This window comes from Nocardioides anomalus, assembly GCF_011046535.1.
Classification (GTDB): Bacteria; Actinomycetota; Actinomycetes; order Propionibacteriales; family Nocardioidaceae; genus Nocardioides; species Nocardioides anomalus.
The window spans coordinates 2,451,069-2,466,441 of record NZ_CP049257.1; the positions used below are offsets into that span (position 1 = coordinate 2,451,069).

Consider the following 15,373-nt stretch of genomic DNA (forward strand, 5'->3'; position numbering starts at 1 on the left):
GGCCCGGGTGGTGGCACCCAGCGGCGAGCAGCACGAGATCTCCTCCGGCGACTACCGGGCGGTGGTCACCCAGAGCGGCGCGGCGCTGCGCTCGCTGACCCACGAGGGCCGCGACCTGGTCGACGGCTTCGGTGCGGACGAGATGTCGGCCGGCGGCCGCGGTCAGGTGCTCGCGCCGTGGCCGAACCGGATCCGCGACGGGCAGTACTCCTTCGCCGGCCGCGACCTGCAGCTGCCGCTCACCGAGCCCGCGCGGCACAACGCCTCGCACGGCCTGGTGCGGTGGGCGTCGTTCGCGGTCCTGGAGCAGGCCGACGACGCGGTGAGGCTGGGCTACCGGGTGCCGGCGCAGAGCGGCTACCCGTGGACCCTCGACGTCTCGGTGCGGTACGCCGTGGGGCCGGACGGGCTCACCGTGACGACCCGGGCGCTCAACCAGTCCGGCTCCCCCGCGCCGTTCGCGGCGGGCCACCACCCCTACCTCACCGCGGGCGCGGGACCGTGCGACGCGTGGTCGCTCACGCTGACGGCCGGCACGCGCGTGCTCGCCGACCCGGAGCGCAAGCTGCCGACCGGCACCGAGCCGGTGGCCGGGACGGCGTACGACTTCGCCGACGGCCGGGTCATCGGCGACCTGGTCCTCGACCACGCCTTCGGCGGGTGGGGCGGCTCGGCCGTGCTGCGCGGCCCCGAGGCGGCGGTCGAGCTGTGGGCCGACGAGGCGTGGGGCTGGGTCATGGTCTACACCGGCGACGACAACGCCGAGGGCACCCGGCGCCGCTCGGTGGCCCTCGAGCCGATGACCGCGCCGGCCGACGCCTTCAACTCCGGGGAGGGCCTGCGCGTGCTCGAGCCCGGGGAGGCCTTCGAGGCCGCCTGGGGGATCCGCCGGCTCTAGGCCGAGGCGGCGGCGACGAGTGCCTTGAGCTCGCGCACGGCGGTGCGGGCGCGCTGGCCGTCGGAGCCCTGGATGCCGAGGACGGCGGCGGTCTCCCCGTCGGCCAGGTCCAGGGTCACCCACGGGGCCCCCGGTGGCAGGCGGGCGGCGACGATCTGGGGCCAGGCGTACTCGTGGCGGCGGTAGCCGTTGACCACGACCAGCCGGTCGTCGTAGGCCACCGCGCGGGAGCGGGTGATGCCGTACATCAGCGCGAGGTAGAGCAGCCCGAAGAAGATCAGCGTGCCGATCTGGAACGCCGTGAACTTGCCGCGGGTCTCGTCGTCGAAGCTCAACCAGCCGACCGCGACCACGACGATGAGGGCGATGGTCACCATCACCCCGACGACGCGGGGACCGAGCGGGCGCCAGGTGCGCGGCAGGGGCGGCACGGTGAGCCCGGCCCCCTCAGAGCCGGCAGGCATGGATGTCGGTGAGCAGGATGCCGCGGGCGCCGAGCTCGTAGAGCTCGTCCATCAGCCGCTGGGCGCCGTCGCGCGGGACCATGGCGCGCACCGCGACCCAGCCCTCGCGGTGCAGCGGGGCGATGGTCGGGCCCTCGATGCCGGGGGTGATCTCGACCGCGCGTGAGACGTGGGCCTGCTCGATGTCGTAGTCCATCATCACGTAGGTCCGGGCCACCAGGACGCCCTCGACGCGGCGACGGAAGACCTCGAAGCCGTCCGGCACGGCGCCACCGCGCGTCACCAGGACCGCCTCGGACTCCAGGATCGTCTCGCCGAAGACCTCGAGCCCGGCCGCACGCAGGGTGCTGCCGGTCTCCACCACGTCGGCGACGACGTCGGCCACGCCGAGCTGGATGCTGGTCTCCACCGCGCCGTCGAGCCGGACCACCTCGGCGGCGATCCCGCGCTCCTCCAGGAACGCGCGCACCACCCCGACGTACGACGTGGCGATGCGGGTGCCGGCCAGCTCCTCGAGCGCGCCGAACCGCCCCACCGGGCCGGCGAAGCGGAACCGGCTGCGGCCGAAGCCGAGGCTCAGCACCTCGTCGGCCTTGGCGCCGGAGTCGAGCAGCAGGTCGCGCCCGGTGATGCCGACGTCGAGGGTGCCCTCGCCGACGTACAGCGCGATGTCGCGGGGGCGCAGGTAGAAGAACTCGACGCCGTTCTCGGTGTCGGTCAGCGCCAGCTGCTTGGCGTCGTCGCGCTGGCGGTAGCCGGACTCGCGCAGGATCTCGGACGCGGACTGGGACAGGGACCCCTTGTTGGGGACGGCGATGCGCAGGAGGCTCACGGCGTCCTCAGAGGTGGGCGTAGACGTCGTCGAGCTCGAGGCCCGTGGCCAGCATGAGCACCTGCGCGTGGTAGAGCAGCTGGCTCAGCTCCTCGGCCGCCCGCTCCTTGCCCTCGTGCTCGGCGGCCATCCAGGACTCCGCGGCCTCCTCGACCAGCTTCTTGCCGATCGCGTGCACCCCGGCGTCGAGCTGCCGCACGGTGCCCGAGCCGTCGGGACGGGTCCGGGCCTTCTCGGAGAGCTCGCTCCACAGGTCCTCGAACGTCTTCACGACGGGCCAGCCTAGTTCGTGGTGGTCGCGGGTCCGTGGCCCTGTCCGACCTGAGCCGGCCGGTGTGCGCCGAGCGGCTGGACGGGTACGGCTACGTGCTGCTGCGCGAGGAGTGGGTCAGCGCCCGCCGACGGCGCGGATCGTGCGGGCCGTGGCCAGCGCGGCGGCGGTGGCCTCGTGCCCCTTGTCCTCGGCCGAGCCCTCCAGCCCGGCCCGGTCCAGCGCCTGCTGCTCGGTGTCGCAGGTGAGCACGCCGAAGCCGACGGCCACGGTGTGGTCGAGGGCGACCCGGGTGAGCCCGTCGGTGGCGGCCGAGCAGACGTACTCGAAGTGCGGGGTCCCGCCGCGGATGACCACGCCGAGCGCGACCACCGCGTCGTAGCCCTGCTGGGCCAGCGCGGAGGCGACCACGGGCAGCTCGAAGGTGCCGGGCACCCGGACCACCTCGGCCTCGACGGAGTGCTCGGCGCAGGCGCGCGCGGAGCCGGCCAGGAGCCCGTCCATGACCACGGTGTGCCAGGAGGCGGCCACCACCGCGACCCGCAGGCCCGAGGCGTCGAACGGCTCGACGGCGGCCGCGCCCTCGCCGCTCACTGGTGGACCCCTTCGAGGGCCTCGAGACCGGGGAGCACGTGACCCATCCGGTCGCGCTTGGTCAGCAGGTAGGCCAGGTTGTGGTCGTTGGGGTGCGGGGTCAGGGGGACGCGCTCGGCCACGGTGACGCCGTACTCTTCGAGGTTGGTGACCTTGTCGGGGTTGTTGGTGAGCAGGCGGACGCTGGTGACCCCGAGGTCCTTGAGGACCTGGGTGGCCGCCCCGTAGTGGCGGGCGTCGGCGGGCAGGCCGAGGTCGAGGTTGGCGTCCACGGTGTCGCGGCCGCCGTCCTGGAGCTGGTAGGCCTGCAGCTTCGCGACCAGGCCGATCCCCCGGCCCTCGTGCCCCCGCAGGTAGACCACGACGCCGCGGCCCTCGGCCACGATCCGGTCCATCGCCTCGTCCAGCTGCGGGCCGCAGTCGCAGCGCGAGGAGCCGAAGACGTCGCCGGTCAGGCACTCGGAGTGCACCCGGGTGAGGACCGGCTCCGGGCCGCTCACGTCGCCGTAGACCAGCGCGACGTGCTCGGAGTCGTCGACGGTGATCCGGTAGCCGTAGGCCGTGAAGTCGCCGTGCCGGGTCGGCAGCCGGGTCTCGGCCACGCGCTTCACCAGGACCTCGTTGCGGCGCCGCCAGCGGACCAGGTCCTCGATCGAGATCATGGCCAGGCCGTGCTCGTCGGCGAACGCGCGCAGCTCGGGGGCCCGCTTCATGGTCCCGTCGTCGTTGACCACCTCGACGAGTACGCCGGCCGGGGTCAGCCCGGCCAGCCGGGCCAGGTCGACGGCGGCCTCGGTGTGGCCGCGGCGGGCCAGCACGCCGCCCTCGCGGTAGCGCAGCGGGAAGACGTGACCGGGTCGGGTGATCTCCCACGACTCGGTGGCGGAGTCGGCCAGGACCTTGACGGTGTGGGCGCGGTCGGCCGCGGAGATGCCGGTCGTCACGCCGTCGCGGGCGTCGACGGAGATGGTGTACGCCGTGCGCATCCGGTCCTTGTTGTGCGGCGTCATGAGCGGGATCTCGAGCCGGTCGAGCATGGCGCCGGGCATCGGGCAGCAGATCACGCCGCTGGAGTGGCGGATGGTGAAGGCCATCAGCTCCGGGGTGGCCTTGCTGGCCGCGAAGATGAGGTCGCCCTCGTTCTCGCGGCCCTCGTCGTCGACGACCACGACCGCCTTGCCGGCCGCGATGTCGGCGATCGCGCGCTCCACGGTGTCCAGGCGGACGCCCCCGTGCTGGGGCTGGGGCTGGGACGGGGACTGGGTCATGCCACCGCTCCTTCCTGCTCACGGGCGGCCTGGGCCGCGATGGCCGGCTGCCGGGCGATCCGGGTCCAGGTGACGAAGCCCCACAGCACGAAGCAGGCGTAGAAGAGGTACATGAACGCCGTGGGGTAGTAGCCGGCGTGCACCAGCGTGGTCACGCCGACCGCGTCGACGGCCACCCAGACCAGCCAGAACTCCACCCAGCCGCGGGCCATGCCGACCGTGGCCAGCAGCGAGCCGGCCAGGATCCAGGCCTCGGTCGGTGGGCTGTAGGAGCCGATCCGGAGCAGCACGACCCACGCCGCGGCGTACAGGACCGCGGCGGAGGCGACCAGCAGCCCGCGCTCGCGCCAGGTCGCCCACCGCGGGCTGACCGCGCCGCCGTCGGGGGCGTCGCCGATGCGGTGCCAGCGCCAGAAGCCGTAGGCCGAGGCCAGGAAGAACATGATCTGCCGGCCGGCCTGGCCCCACAGCGGCTCGTCGGCCGCGCCGACGAAGACGGTGAAGAGCAGCACGTTGCCGACCATGCCGACCGGCCAGGCCCACATCAGCCGGCGCATGCCGAAGATGGCCGAGGCCAGGCCGAACAGGTTGCCGACCACCTCGTTGGCCCGCAGTTCGCCGCCGGGGACGGGGACGGAGCCGTCCAGGAGCCAGTGCAGCATCAGGCGTTCTCCTCTCGGGAGGCCAGCAGCTTCTCCACGTGCTTGGCCAGGACGTCGACCTCGAGGTTGACCCGGTCGCCCGGCTGGCGGCTGCCCAGCGTGGTGCGGGCCAGGGTCTCGGGGATGAGGCTGACGGTGAACGAGCCGCCCTTGGCCTCGACCACGGTCAGGCTGACGCCGTCGACGGTGATCGAGCCCTTGTCCACCAGGTAGCGGTCCAGACCCGCGGGCAGCGAGACCTCGACCACCTCCCAGTGCTCGCTGGGCGTGCGGCCCACGACGGTGCCCACGGCGTCCACGTGGCCCTGGACGATGTGGCCGCCGAGGCGGGTGGTCGGGGTGACCGCGCGCTCGAGGTTGACCCGGTCACCGGGCTGGACGCCGGCGAGCGAGGTCTTGTCCAGGGTCTCCTGCATGACGTCGGCGGTCCAGGTGTCACCGTCGCGCTCGGCCACGGTCAGGCAGCAGCCGTTGACGGCGATCGAGTCGCCCAGCCCGACGTCGCTCAGGACGTGCTGGGCGTGGATGGACAGGCGGATCGCATCGCCCTGGTCCTCGACGCCGGCGACGGTGCCGAGCTCCTCGACGATCCCGGTGAACATCAGTGGGTCTCCTGCGGTGGCTGGGGGGTCATGGTCAGACGCACGTTGGGCGGCTCGCCGTCCAGGCCGTCCAGCACGGTCACGTCGGTGACCACGGGGCGCAACGCGTCGGCGATGGTGGTGATTCCGAGGTCCCCGACGGCGGGCAGCCCGGCGCCGAGCAGGACCGGTGCGACGTAGGTGACGATCTCGTCGACCAGCCCGGCCCGGAGGAACGCCGCGGCGAGGGTCGGCCCGCCCTCGAGGAACACGTGCTGCCGGTCCTGGGCGGACAGCGCGTCCAGGACGGTGCGGGGGTCGTGGGTGCGCAGCTGCACGGTCTCGGCCTGGTCGTCGAAGACCCGCCTGGTCGGGGGCAGGTCGCGCTCCCCCACCACCACCCGCAGCGGCTGCCGCTCGCGCGGCAGGGGGCGGTCGTCGGCGTCGCGGACGCTCAGCTGCGGGTCGTCCACCGCGACGGTGCCGGCGCCCACCATCATCACGTCGCACAGGGCGCGCAGCCGGTGGGTGTCCAGCCGCGCCGCCCGCGAGGAGACCCAGCGGCTGGTGCCGTCGGCCGCCGCGCTGCGGCCGTCGAGGGTGGTGGCGAACTTCCAGGTCACGAAGGGCCGGCCGTGCTCGACCGCGAAGGTCCAGACCAGGTTGAGCGCCCGCGCCTCGTCGACCAGCAGTCCCGACTCCACCTCGACGCCCGCCTCGCGCAGCAGCGCGGCGCCGCCCGCGGCCACCGGGTTGGGGTCGGACTGCGCGAAGACCACGCGGCGCACGCCCGCCTCGCGCAGCGCCACCGCGCACGGCCCGGTCCGCCCGGTGTGGGCGCAGGGCTCGAGGGTGACCACGGCGGTCGCCCCCGGGCCCGGCCGCCGGCGCGGGCCAGCGCGTCGGCCTCGGCGTGCGGCGTACCGGCGCCGCGGTGGAAGCCCTCCGCGACCGTCGCGCCGGAGTCGTCGAGCAGGACGCAGCCCACCCGCGGGTTGGGTCCGAGCGGTACGCCGGGCGACGCGGCCAGCGCGAGCGCGCGCGTCATCGCGGCGGTCTCGGCTGGGCTGGTGCTCATGTCGCTCTCCGGTCGGTGCGCTCACGACCCTGGGGAGCGACGACGGCACACGGCTCGCGTGGTCGTCGCCTGCGTGCGCTTCCCATCCGGACTCTGACCGTCGGTCCAGGAGTTCCACCTGGTCAACCGGCTACTGGCTGTGGCCGGGTCGCGGACTGTTACCGCCGGTGCGGAATTCCACCGCCCCCAGTGCACGCGAGCAATCTCTACTCGTCCTGGCCAGTTTGCCACAGGGCCAGCGCGCGGGCGCGCGTGATCCCGCCCACAGGACCGGTGCCGGACCTCTGACCGGATCTCGACGTCCAGGGGCAGGGTCGGTGGTCGTGCCCGCGCGCCGGGTCGGCGAGGCTGGTCCGGTGACGCCGCGCCACACCGCCCTCGCCGTGCTGACGGCCTGCGTGTGGGGCTTCAACTTCGTGGTCATCGAGTGGGGCATGGCCGGCGTGCCGCCGCTGCTGTTCGTGGCGGTCCGGTTCGTGCTCGTCGCCTTGCCCGGGGTGCTGTTCCTCGTCCCGCGACCGCAGGTGCCGTTCTGGAAGGTCGCCGTGGTCGGGACGTTCCTCAGCCTCGGGCAGTTCGCGTTCCTCTACGTCTCCATCGACGCCGGGATGCCGGCCGGCCTCGCGTCGCTGGTCCTGCAGTCCCAGGTCGTGCTCACCATCGTGGCGGCGGCCGCCGTGCTGCGCGAGCGCCCGACCGGGCCGCAGACCGCGGGCGTGGTGCTCGGCTCGGTGGGACTGGTCGTGGTCGGCCTCGGCCGCGACGGCCACGTGCCGCTGGCCGCGCTGCTGCTCTGCCTGGGCGCGGCGTGCTCCTGGGCGGTGGGCAACGTGGTGGTCCGGGCGCTCAAGGTGCCGGGCGGCCTCGGGCTGACGATCTGGTCCGCGCTGGTCGTACCCGTGCCGATGCTGCTGCTCGCCCTGCTCGTCGACGGCCCCTCCGGCGTGGGCGACGGGCTGGCGGCCTTCGGCTGGAAGGCCGTGGTCTCCACGCTCTACACCGCAGCGCTGGCCAGCCTCCTCGGCTACGGCGTGTGGAACTCGCTGCTGGCCCGCTACCCCTCCAGCCTGGTCGTGCCCTGGGTGCTCCTGGTGCCGCCGGTCGGGATCGTCAGCGCCTGGGTCTGCCTGGGCGAGCGACCGGGGCCGGCCGAGCTGGCCGGCGGGGTGCTGCTGGTCGCCGGGGTGCTGGTGGCCCAGCGCCGCTCCCGGACGGTGCGGCGGGCCCAGGTCACGCAGCCCGCGTAGCCGGCCCTGCGGCGCGCGGTGGCGTCAGCCGGCCGCGCCCTCGGCGGCGGCCCGCAGCTGCCGGACCATGTCGTCCGGGTCGTCGGCGCGGTAGACCGCGCTGCCGGCCACGAACACGTCCGCGCCGGCCTCGGCGCAGCGCTCGATGGTCTCCAGGCTGACGCCGCCGTCGACCTGGAGCCAGGTCTCGGTGCCGTGCTTCTCGACCAGCTGGCGGGCGGTGCGGATCTTGGGCAGGACCAGGTCCAGGAACTGCTGGCCGCCGAAGCCCGGCTCGACGGTCATGAGCAGCAGCATGTCCAGCTCGCCGAGCAGCTCCTCGTAGGGCTCGACCGGCGTGGCCGGCTTGAGCGCCATCGAGGCGCGGGCGCCGTGCGCGCGGATCTCGCGGGCCAGGCGGACCGGTGCCCGCGCGGCCTCGACGTGGAAGGTGACCGAGCCGCACCCGGCCTCGACGTACTCCACCGCGTGCGCGTCGGGGTCCTCGATCATCAGGTGCGCGTCGAGGGGCACGTCGGTCGCGCGACTCAGGGCCTCGACCATCGTCGGCCCGAAGGTCAGGTTGGGCACGAAGTGGTTGTCCATCACGTCGACGTGCACCCAGTCCGCGCTCCCGATCCGCGCCACCTCCTCGCCCAGCCGCGCGAAGTCGGCGTTGAGGATGCTCGGCGTGATCTGGATGCCCACGGGAGAACCCTAGGCTGATCGGGTGCCCATCGCCCTCGTGACCGGCGCGGGCCGCGCCGACAGCATCGCCGCGGGCGTCGTGCCGCGGCTCGCCGCCGACGGCTGGCAGGTCGTGACCTCCGATCTCGACGCCGGCGACGTGCCGTGCGACCTGGCCGCGCCCGACGGCCCCGAGGCCCTGCTGGCGACGGTCGCCGACACCCACGGCCCGGTCTCCGCGCTGGTGCTCAGCCACGCGCACGACGTGGAGACCGGTGTGCTCGACACCACGGCGACGGCCTTCGACGAGCACGTCGCGGTCAATGCCCGCGCCGCACTGCTGCTCGTGGCGGCGTTCGCCCGCCAGGTCCCCGAGGGCGGGGGCGCGGTCGTCGCGCTGACCAGCGACGCGACCAGCGGCAACCTGCCGTACGGCGCGTCGAAGGGCGCGCTCGACCGGCTGGTCATCGCGGCCGCGCGCGAGCTGGGGCCGCTCGGCGTCTCGGCCAACGTGCTCAACCCGGGGCCGGTCGACACCGGGTGGATGGACGAGCAGATCCGTGCGGCGGTGGTCGAGCGGACACCGCTGGGCCGGCTCGGGACGCCGGCGGACATCGCCGAGGTCGTGGCCTTCCTGGTGTCCCCGGGCGGGCGCTGGGTCAGCGGCCAGCTGCTGCACGCCGACGGCGGGTTCTCGGCGGCCTACTGAGCCGGTGCCGCCGCGGCGGCCGCCTGCTGGGCCGGACAGCGCCCCTCCGGGCGGCCGCACGCACCGAAGTCGCAGGTCCGGCACCACCACGCCCCGCCCTCGCCCCCGGCCCGACGGTCCGCCACCCGGGCCCGCACGCGCGCCTCGACCACGGCGCCCAGGAGCGCCTCCAGCTGCACCCGCTCGTCCTCGTCGAGCCCGGCCACGGTCTCGGCCAGCACGGCCTCGCGGGCGGCCCGGGCGGCCGCGGCCCGCTCACGGCCGGTCGCGGTGAGCTGCACCTCGACCTGGCGTCGGTCCTGCGTGCCCGCTCGGCGCTCGACCAGCCCCTCGCGCTCCAGCAGCGCGACCAGGCGCACAGCGCCCGAGTGCGTCAGGCCGAGCACGTCGGCCACCCGGCCGACCGGCGCGCCGCCGAGGAACTCCGCCAGGGCCAGCAACGCCGTCGTACCGCTCGCGCTCAGGCCGCCGGCCGCGCGCGCCGCCCGCTCCGCGTCGTCGGCGACGCCGAGGGCGGCCGCGCCCAGGAGGTTTGACAGCCGGTCCACGGAGGGATTGTATGAGAGAGTCATACAGTTTCCGAGGAGGAGATGCGACATGTCCGACTTCGTGGCCGAGGCCCAGACCGACATCGCCGCCGAGCCGGAGCGGGTGTGGGCAGCGCTGACCGAGCCCGAGCAGATCGCCGCCTGGATGCTGGGCTCGCGGGTCACCACGACCTGGGAGGTCGGCTCCCCCATCACGTGGGACGGCGAGCACGACGGCACGACCTACCAGGACAAGGGCGAGGTGCTGACCTACGACGAGCCCCACGAGCTCTCGGTGACGCACTACAGCCCGATGATGGGCCAGCCGGACGAGCCGGAGAGCTACCACACGCTCGTCTACACGCTGCGCGCCACCGACGACGGCACCCGGCTGGCGCTGACCCAGGACGGCAACGACTCCGCCGAGCAGGCCGAGCAGTTCAGCCAGAACTGGCAGCACATGCTCGACGCGCTCAGGGCGCACGTCGAGGACTAGGACTCCTCCGACTCCTCGGGCGTCTCCGCACCCTCGGCCTCGTCCCGCTCGGCCCACTCCAGGAGCGGGCGCAGGTCGAAGACGTGGGCGTCGATGTCGGCGTGCAGGTCGCCCACCTCGGCGAAGCGCTGCGGCACCGTGAAGATCGTGAAGTCGTGCGGGTCGACGTCGGGCACCTCGTCCCAGGTGATGGGCGTGGAGACGCGGGCGTCGGGCAGGCCGCGCACGGAGTACGCCGCGGCGATGGTGTGGTCGCGGGCGTTCTGGTTGTAGTCCACGAACAGCTTGGTCGGGTCGCGGTCCTTGCGCCACCAGGTCGTCGTCACGTCGTCGGGCGCCCGGCGCTCGATCTCCCGGGCGAAGGCGAGGGCGGCGCGGCGCACGTCCTTGAACCCGTGGTCGGGGTGGATGCGCACGTAGACGTGCAGCCCCTTGCCGCCCGAGGTCTTGGGGAAGCCGACGGCGCCGAGCTCGTCGAGGACCTCGTGGACCACGCCGGCCACCCGCTGCGCGCACGCGAAGTCGCAGTCGTCGCCGGGGTCGAGGTCGATGCGCCACTCGTCGGGCTTCTCGGTGTCGGCGCGGCGGCTGTTCCAGGGGTGGAACTCCACCGTCGACATCTGCACCGCCCAGATCACCGCGCCGAGCTCGGTCACGCAGAGCTCGTCGGCGGTGCGGCCCCAGCGCGGGAAGAAGAGCTGCACGGTCTCGACCCAGTCCGGGGCGCCGGCCGGCAACCGCTTCTGGTGCACCTTCGCCTCGGCCAGGCCCTTGGGGAAGCGGTGCAGCATGCACGGCCGCTCGCGCAGCGCGTTGACGATGCCGGGGCCCACGGAGCGGTAGTACTCGACGAGGTCCAGCTTGGTCGCCCCGCTCTCCGGGAAGTACACCCGGTCGGGGTTGCTCACGCGCACGATGCGGCCGTCCACCTCGACCTCGACGGCAGGGGGCTTCGCGGCCATGCCGTGGACCGTAGCGTGAGCGCGTGAGCATGTTCGACCAGCCGCCGGTGGTGCGTGTCGACCGGTCGCCGCACGCGCAGCCGTCGTACGACGAGTGGCCGGCCACCGTGCCGGCCGTCGCGCAGCTGCTGCGCGAGGGGCTCACCCTCGACCCCGGCGTCACCTTCCTGGTGGGCGAGAACGGCTCGGGCAAGTCCACGATCGTCGAGGCGGTGGCGATGATGTTCGGCCTGTCCCCCGAGGGCGGCAGCCGGCAGGGGCTGCACTCGACCCGTCCGAGCGAGTCGGGACTGGCCGAGTGGCTGCGGATGCAGCGCGGGCTCGGCGCGCCGCGGTGGGGCTTCTTCCTGCGCGCCGAGACCATGCACGGCTGGTACACCTACCTCGAGGAGCACCCCGATCCGGCCCGGCCGGACCCGGTCTTCCACGAGCTGAGCCACGGTGAGTCGTTCCTCGAGCTCCTCCGGGCACGGTTCTCCTCCCCCGGCTTCTACTGCCTCGACGAGCCGGAGGCGGCGCTGTCCTTCAGCTCGACCCTCGGGCTCATCGGCGTGCTGCACGACGTGACCAGCGCCGGCGGGCAGGTCCTGTGCGCCACGCACTCACCCGTGCTGGCCGCGATGCCGGGGGCGACGATCCTCGAGGTCGGCGACTGGGGGCTGCGGCGCACCACCTGGGACGAGCTCGAGCTGGTCCGGCACTGGAAGGCCTACCTCGAGGCGCCGCAGCGCTACCTGCGCCACGTGCTCGACTGAGACCGGACTACACCAGCTTGCGGAACAGGGCGAGGAACATCGCGTCCGTCCCGTGCCGGTGCGGCCAGAGCTGGACCGTGCCCGGCACCGGACCGTCCGAGCGCGGCACGCCCGCGAACAGCGGGGTCAGGTCGGCCAGGTCGACGTCGGCCCGGGCGCCGTTCACCGAGGTGACGACGTTGGAGGTCTCGCTCAGCACCGGCGAGCACGTGGCGTAGAGGACCACGCCGCCGGGCCGGACCAGGTCCAGCGCCGAGCGCAGCAGCTGGCGCTGGAGCAGGACCAGCTGCACCAGGTCGTCGGGCTTGCGGCGCCAGCGGGCCTCCGGGCGGCGGCGGAGCGCGCCCAGCCCGGTGCAGGGGGCGTCGACGAGGACGCGGTCGAAGACGCCGGGGCGGTACGGCGCGAGGGTGCCGTCCGCGGCCACGACCCCGGCCACCCCCGGGGCGTAGGCGCCGCCGTCCAGCAGCGTGCGCCGCACCAGGCCGGCCCGGGCGGGGAGCCGCTCGCTGGCCACCAGCCGCGCCCCGCGCTGGGCGGCCAGCGCGGCCAGCAGCCCGGACTTGCCGCCCGGGCCCGCGCACAGGTCCAGCCACAGCTCGTCGCGGCCCTCCAGCGGCGCCTCGGCCGTCGCGACCGCGACCAGCTGGGAGCCCTCGTCCTGCACGGCGGCGCGGCCCTCGGCCACGGCGGGCACCGAGCGCGGGTCGCCGCCCTCGAGCACCGTGCCGTACGGCGAGTAGGGCGTCGGCTCCCCCGGCAGCTCCTCGCGGCTGGCGCGGCCGGGGCGGGCGACCAGGGTCACGCGCGGGTTCTCGTTGTCGGCCTCGAGCAGGGCGTCGAGCTCGTCGCGCCCGGTCGCGCCGAGCGCCTCGCGCAGCTCGTCGACGACCCACTCCGGGTGGCTGAACGCCAGGGCGGCATACCGGCTCGGCGACGTGCGCGGATCGGGCGTGATCGTCTCGATCCAGCCGGCCAGGTCCTGCTGGCTGACCTTGCGCAGCACGGCGTTGGCGAAGTTCGCGGCGCCGGAGCTGACCCGGGCGCGCACCAGGTCGACGGTGGTGCTGATCGCGGCGTGGTCGGGCACGCGCATGGACAGCAGCTGGTGGGTGCCGAGCCGCAGCGCGTCGAGGACCTTGGACTCCACCTTGGACAGCGGCCGGTCGATGCAGGCGGCCAGCACGGCGTCGTAGGTACCGCGCCGGCGGATGGTGCCGGACGCGAGCTCGGTGGCGAAGGCCGCGTCGCGGCCCTCGAGCCCGTAGTGGCGCAGGGCGGCCGGCAGGACCAGGTTGGTGTACGCGCGGTCGACCCGGACGGCCTTCAGCACGTCGAGCGCGGCCGCGCGCGCCGGGTCGAGCACGACCTTGCGCCCGGCCTGACGGGGCTCAGCCATCGGCCAGGAACGCCTTGCGCAGGGCCGGCGGGGCCTTGGTCAGCCACGCGTCGGTGAGGATCTCGGCCAGCTCGTCGCGACTGACCTCGCCGAGGCGGGACTGCTGGACCAGGACCGCGGCGTAGCCGTGGAAGTGGTCGATGGTGAAGAACGGCAGGGTCGGGTCGTCGACCAGCGCCTGCTTGTCGGACTCGTCGGGGACCTGGATGACCAGCAGGTCGGTGAACGGCTCGCCGGTGGCCGGGTCGAGCGCCGTCCTCCCCGGGGGGCGGTGCATGACGAACCCCTTGCCACGCACCTTGTAGGTCGGGTTGTCGCCCCACGACGTGCCCAGCTCGACCTCGGGCAGCCCCAGGCAGATCTCGGCGACGTCCTCGGGCGTCGCCGCGCGGGTGCGCGCTGCGGTCACGCCGGTCACGCTACTCGCCAAAGCGCTCGCCCTCAGGCGGAAGGCGCAGCCCGCGGGCCCAGTCCGCGGCCGCCACCTGCCGGGCCCCGAAGGCCTTGACCTCACCGAGCCGGACGGCCTCCGTGGCGGTGCCGACCAGGACCTCGGCCTTGCCCACGCGCAGGGCGCCGGGCTCGAGCCGCTCGCTGCTCAGGGTGACCGGTCCGAGCTTGACCCGCGTGCCGGCGTACGTCGTCCAGGCGCCGGGCGCGGGCGTGCAGGCGCGGATCCGCCGGTCGACCCCGACCGCCGGCTCGGTCCAGTCGACCTGGGCGTCCTCGACGGTGATCTTGGGGGCGTAGGACAGGCCCTCGGGCTGCTGCGGCCGGGCCTCGATGCTGCCGTCGGCCAGGCCGTCGAGGGTGGCCACGAGGAGGCCGGCGCCGCCGTCGGCCAGCCGGGCCAGCAGGTCACCCGCGGTGTCGGTGGGCCGGATCCGCTCGGTCATCACGCCGAAGGCCGGGCCCGCGTCCATCTCCTTGACGATGCGGAACGTCGTCGCACCGGTCACCTCGTCACCGGCCCAGATGGCGTGCTGCACCGGTGCGGCGCCGCGCCACGCGGGCAGGCACGAGAAGTGCAGGTTGACCCAGCCGAGCGGCGCGAGGTCGAGGGCGCTCTGGGGCAGCAGCGCGCCGTACGCGACGACCGGGCAGCAGTCCGGCTCGAGCGCGCGGAGCGCCTCCTGGAAGTCGGGGTCGCGCGGGTGCTCGGGCTTGAGCACCGGGACCCCGAGCTCCTCGGCCAGCTGGGCGACCGGGCTGGGCGTCAGCCTGCGACCACGCCCGGCGGGCGCGTCGGGGCGGGTGACCACCCCGACGAGCTCGTGGGCGGAGTCGGCGATCGCCTGGAGGCTGGGCAACGCCACCTCGGGCGTCCCGGCGAAGACCAGCCGCATCAGCGGCCCAGCCCGCCCATGGGGTGCGGCGAGACCTTGACCGTCGGCGCGGTGGCGCCGAACCACTCGGCCTCGCGGATCGCCTTCTTGGCCGCCCGCTTGGTCTCGTCGTCGAGGCGGTCCACGAACAGCACGCCGTCGAGGTGGTCGGTCTCGTGCTGCAGGGCCCGGGCCAGCAGCTCGGTGCCCTCGACCGTCACGGGCTCGCCGTGCACGTCGAAGCCCTTGGCCACCACGTGCAGCGCCCGGTGGCAGTCGAAGGCCAGCCCGGGGATCGACAGGCACCCCTCGGGACCGAACTGCTCCTCCTCGGACAGGTCCAGCACCGGGTTGACCAGGTGGCCGACCTCGCCGTCGACGTTCCAGGTGAAGACCCGCAGCCCGACGCCGATCTGCGGCGCGGCCAGCCCCGCGCCGGGAGCGTCGAGCATGGTCTCGGTAAGGTCCTCGACGAGCTTGCGCAGCTCCTTGTCGAAGTCGACCACCTCGACCGCGCGCTGGCGCAGCACCGGGTCGCCGAACAGGCGGATGGGCTGGATCACCGGACAAGTCTAGGGAGCCGGCGTCGCGGTCACCTCGGAGGTGCTCGAGCTCCAGCTGCGCCGCCGCTCGGTGCGC

19 protein-coding genes, 1 pseudogene and 1 riboswitch are annotated in these 15,373 nt (G+C 74.3%); of the genes and pseudogenes, 5 read left to right on the forward strand and 15 right to left on the reverse strand.

Annotated features, from left to right (window positions below; all coding sequences use genetic code 11):
- The first annotated feature begins 7 nt into the window (after positions 1-7).
- A complete protein-coding gene (locus G5V58_RS12365; RefSeq protein WP_165233000.1) occupies positions 8-898 on the forward strand; it encodes an aldose 1-epimerase family protein in 891 nt (296 codons plus the stop codon).
- Here the strand turns inward: G5V58_RS12365 and G5V58_RS12370 are convergent.
- The 8 genes and pseudogenes from G5V58_RS12370 to ribD form a co-directional block, all read right to left on the reverse strand.
- A complete protein-coding gene (locus G5V58_RS12370; RefSeq protein WP_165233003.1) occupies positions 895-1,362 on the reverse strand; it encodes a PH domain-containing protein in 468 nt (155 codons plus the stop codon). The genes G5V58_RS12365 and G5V58_RS12370 overlap by 4 nt on opposite strands.
- On the reverse strand, positions 1,346-2,194 hold the full coding sequence (gene hisG / locus G5V58_RS12375) for an ATP phosphoribosyltransferase (protein WP_165233006.1): 849 nt from the start codon (positions 2,192-2,194) through the stop codon (positions 1,346-1,348). Before hisG ends, G5V58_RS12370 begins: the two co-directional genes overlap by 17 nt.
- Positions 2,195-2,201: 7 nt before the next feature.
- Positions 2,202-2,465: a phosphoribosyl-ATP diphosphatase gene (locus tag G5V58_RS12380; protein WP_165233009.1), complete on the reverse strand. Its 264-nt coding sequence runs from the start codon at positions 2,463-2,465 to the stop codon at positions 2,202-2,204.
- Positions 2,466-2,582: 117 nt separating this feature from the next.
- The gene (gene ribH, locus G5V58_RS12385; protein WP_165233012.1) at positions 2,583-3,059 is read right to left on the reverse strand and encodes a 6,7-dimethyl-8-ribityllumazine synthase; all 477 of its coding nucleotides are present in this window, start codon (positions 3,057-3,059) and stop codon (positions 2,583-2,585) included.
- Positions 3,056-4,327 carry a bifunctional 3,4-dihydroxy-2-butanone-4-phosphate synthase/GTP cyclohydrolase II gene (locus tag G5V58_RS12390; protein WP_165233014.1) on the reverse strand — a complete coding sequence of 424 codons (1,272 nt, stop codon included), beginning with the start codon at positions 4,325-4,327 and terminating at the stop codon, positions 3,056-3,058. The genes ribH and G5V58_RS12390 overlap by 4 nt, the downstream gene beginning before the upstream one ends.
- Positions 4,324-4,989 carry a nicotinamide riboside transporter PnuC gene (pnuC, locus tag G5V58_RS12395; protein ID WP_165233016.1) on the reverse strand — a complete coding sequence of 222 codons (666 nt, stop codon included), beginning with the start codon at positions 4,987-4,989 and terminating at the stop codon, positions 4,324-4,326. Before pnuC ends, G5V58_RS12390 begins: the two co-directional genes overlap by 4 nt.
- The gene (locus G5V58_RS12400) at positions 4,989-5,591 is read right to left on the reverse strand and encodes a riboflavin synthase (protein WP_165233018.1); all 603 of its coding nucleotides are present in this window, start codon (positions 5,589-5,591) and stop codon (positions 4,989-4,991) included. Before G5V58_RS12400 ends, pnuC begins: the two co-directional genes overlap by 1 nt.
- Positions 5,591-6,648, reverse strand: a pseudogene (ribD, locus tag G5V58_RS12405) (bifunctional diaminohydroxyphosphoribosylaminopyrimidine deaminase/5-amino-6-(5-phosphoribosylamino)uracil reductase RibD). Before ribD ends, G5V58_RS12400 begins: the two are co-directional and overlap by 1 nt.
- Positions 6,649-6,717: 69 nt before the next feature.
- A riboswitch (FMN riboswitch) is annotated at positions 6,718-6,847 on the reverse strand.
- Positions 6,848-7,004: 157 nt separating this feature from the next.
- Here ribD and G5V58_RS12410 point away from each other — a divergent pair.
- Positions 7,005-7,895, forward strand: a complete 891-nt coding sequence (locus G5V58_RS12410; protein WP_165233020.1) for an EamA family transporter — start codon at positions 7,005-7,007, stop codon at positions 7,893-7,895.
- Positions 7,896-7,919: 24 nt separating this feature from the next.
- Here the strand turns inward: G5V58_RS12410 and rpe are convergent, their stop codons facing one another.
- Positions 7,920-8,582 (reverse strand): ribulose-phosphate 3-epimerase, encoded by a 663-nt coding sequence (gene rpe, locus G5V58_RS12415; protein WP_165233022.1) that lies wholly within the window; start codon positions 8,580-8,582, stop codon positions 7,920-7,922.
- Between the two features lie 22 nt (positions 8,583-8,604).
- On the opposite strand from rpe, the gene G5V58_RS12420 reads away from it, so the two are divergent.
- Positions 8,605-9,270: an SDR family oxidoreductase gene (locus G5V58_RS12420; protein ID WP_165233024.1), complete on the forward strand. Its 666-nt coding sequence runs from the start codon at positions 8,605-8,607 to the stop codon at positions 9,268-9,270.
- Here the strand turns inward: G5V58_RS12420 and G5V58_RS12425 are convergent.
- Positions 9,264-9,818, reverse strand: coding sequence for a MarR family winged helix-turn-helix transcriptional regulator (locus G5V58_RS12425; RefSeq protein WP_165233026.1), 555 nt, complete (start codon positions 9,816-9,818; stop codon positions 9,264-9,266). The genes G5V58_RS12420 and G5V58_RS12425 overlap by 7 nt on opposite strands.
- Positions 9,819-9,867: 49 nt before the next feature.
- Here G5V58_RS12425 and G5V58_RS12430 point away from each other — a divergent pair, with 49 nt between their 5' ends.
- On the forward strand, positions 9,868-10,293 hold the full coding sequence (locus G5V58_RS12430; protein WP_165233029.1) for an SRPBCC domain-containing protein: 426 nt from the start codon (positions 9,868-9,870) through the stop codon (positions 10,291-10,293).
- On the opposite strand, the gene ligD is transcribed toward G5V58_RS12430, so the two are convergent.
- Positions 10,290-11,255 (reverse strand): non-homologous end-joining DNA ligase, encoded by a 966-nt coding sequence (gene ligD, locus G5V58_RS12435; RefSeq protein ID WP_165233032.1) that lies wholly within the window; start codon positions 11,253-11,255, stop codon positions 10,290-10,292. The genes G5V58_RS12430 and ligD overlap by 4 nt on opposite strands.
- Positions 11,256-11,284: 29 nt before the next feature.
- On the opposite strand from ligD, the gene G5V58_RS12440 reads away from it, so the two are divergent.
- Complete coding sequence (locus G5V58_RS12440) at positions 11,285-12,010, forward strand: AAA family ATPase (RefSeq protein WP_165239029.1); 726 nt, start codon at positions 11,285-11,287, stop codon at positions 12,008-12,010.
- A 7-nt stretch (positions 12,011-12,017) separates the two neighbouring features.
- Here the strand turns inward: G5V58_RS12440 and G5V58_RS12445 are convergent, their stop codons facing one another.
- Genes G5V58_RS12445 through def form a run of 4 tightly spaced genes read right to left on the reverse strand, consistent with a single transcriptional unit; the run spans position 12,018 to position 15,297 of the window.
- Positions 12,018-13,409 carry an RsmB/NOP family class I SAM-dependent RNA methyltransferase gene (locus tag G5V58_RS12445; RefSeq protein WP_165233034.1) on the reverse strand — a complete coding sequence of 464 codons (1,392 nt, stop codon included), beginning with the start codon at positions 13,407-13,409 and terminating at the stop codon, positions 12,018-12,020.
- A complete protein-coding gene (locus G5V58_RS12450; protein WP_165233036.1) occupies positions 13,402-13,818 on the reverse strand; it encodes an MmcQ/YjbR family DNA-binding protein in 417 nt (138 codons plus the stop codon). The genes G5V58_RS12445 and G5V58_RS12450 overlap by 8 nt, the downstream gene beginning before the upstream one ends.
- Before the next feature lie 10 nt (positions 13,819-13,828).
- Positions 13,829-14,755, reverse strand: coding sequence for a methionyl-tRNA formyltransferase (gene fmt, locus G5V58_RS12455; RefSeq protein WP_165233038.1), 927 nt, complete (start codon positions 14,753-14,755; stop codon positions 13,829-13,831).
- Entirely contained in the window at positions 14,755-15,297 is a 543-nt protein-coding gene (def, locus tag G5V58_RS12460; protein WP_165233040.1) for a peptide deformylase, read from the reverse strand. Before def ends, fmt begins: the two co-directional genes overlap by 1 nt.
- Positions 15,298-15,373 lie beyond the last annotated feature (76 nt).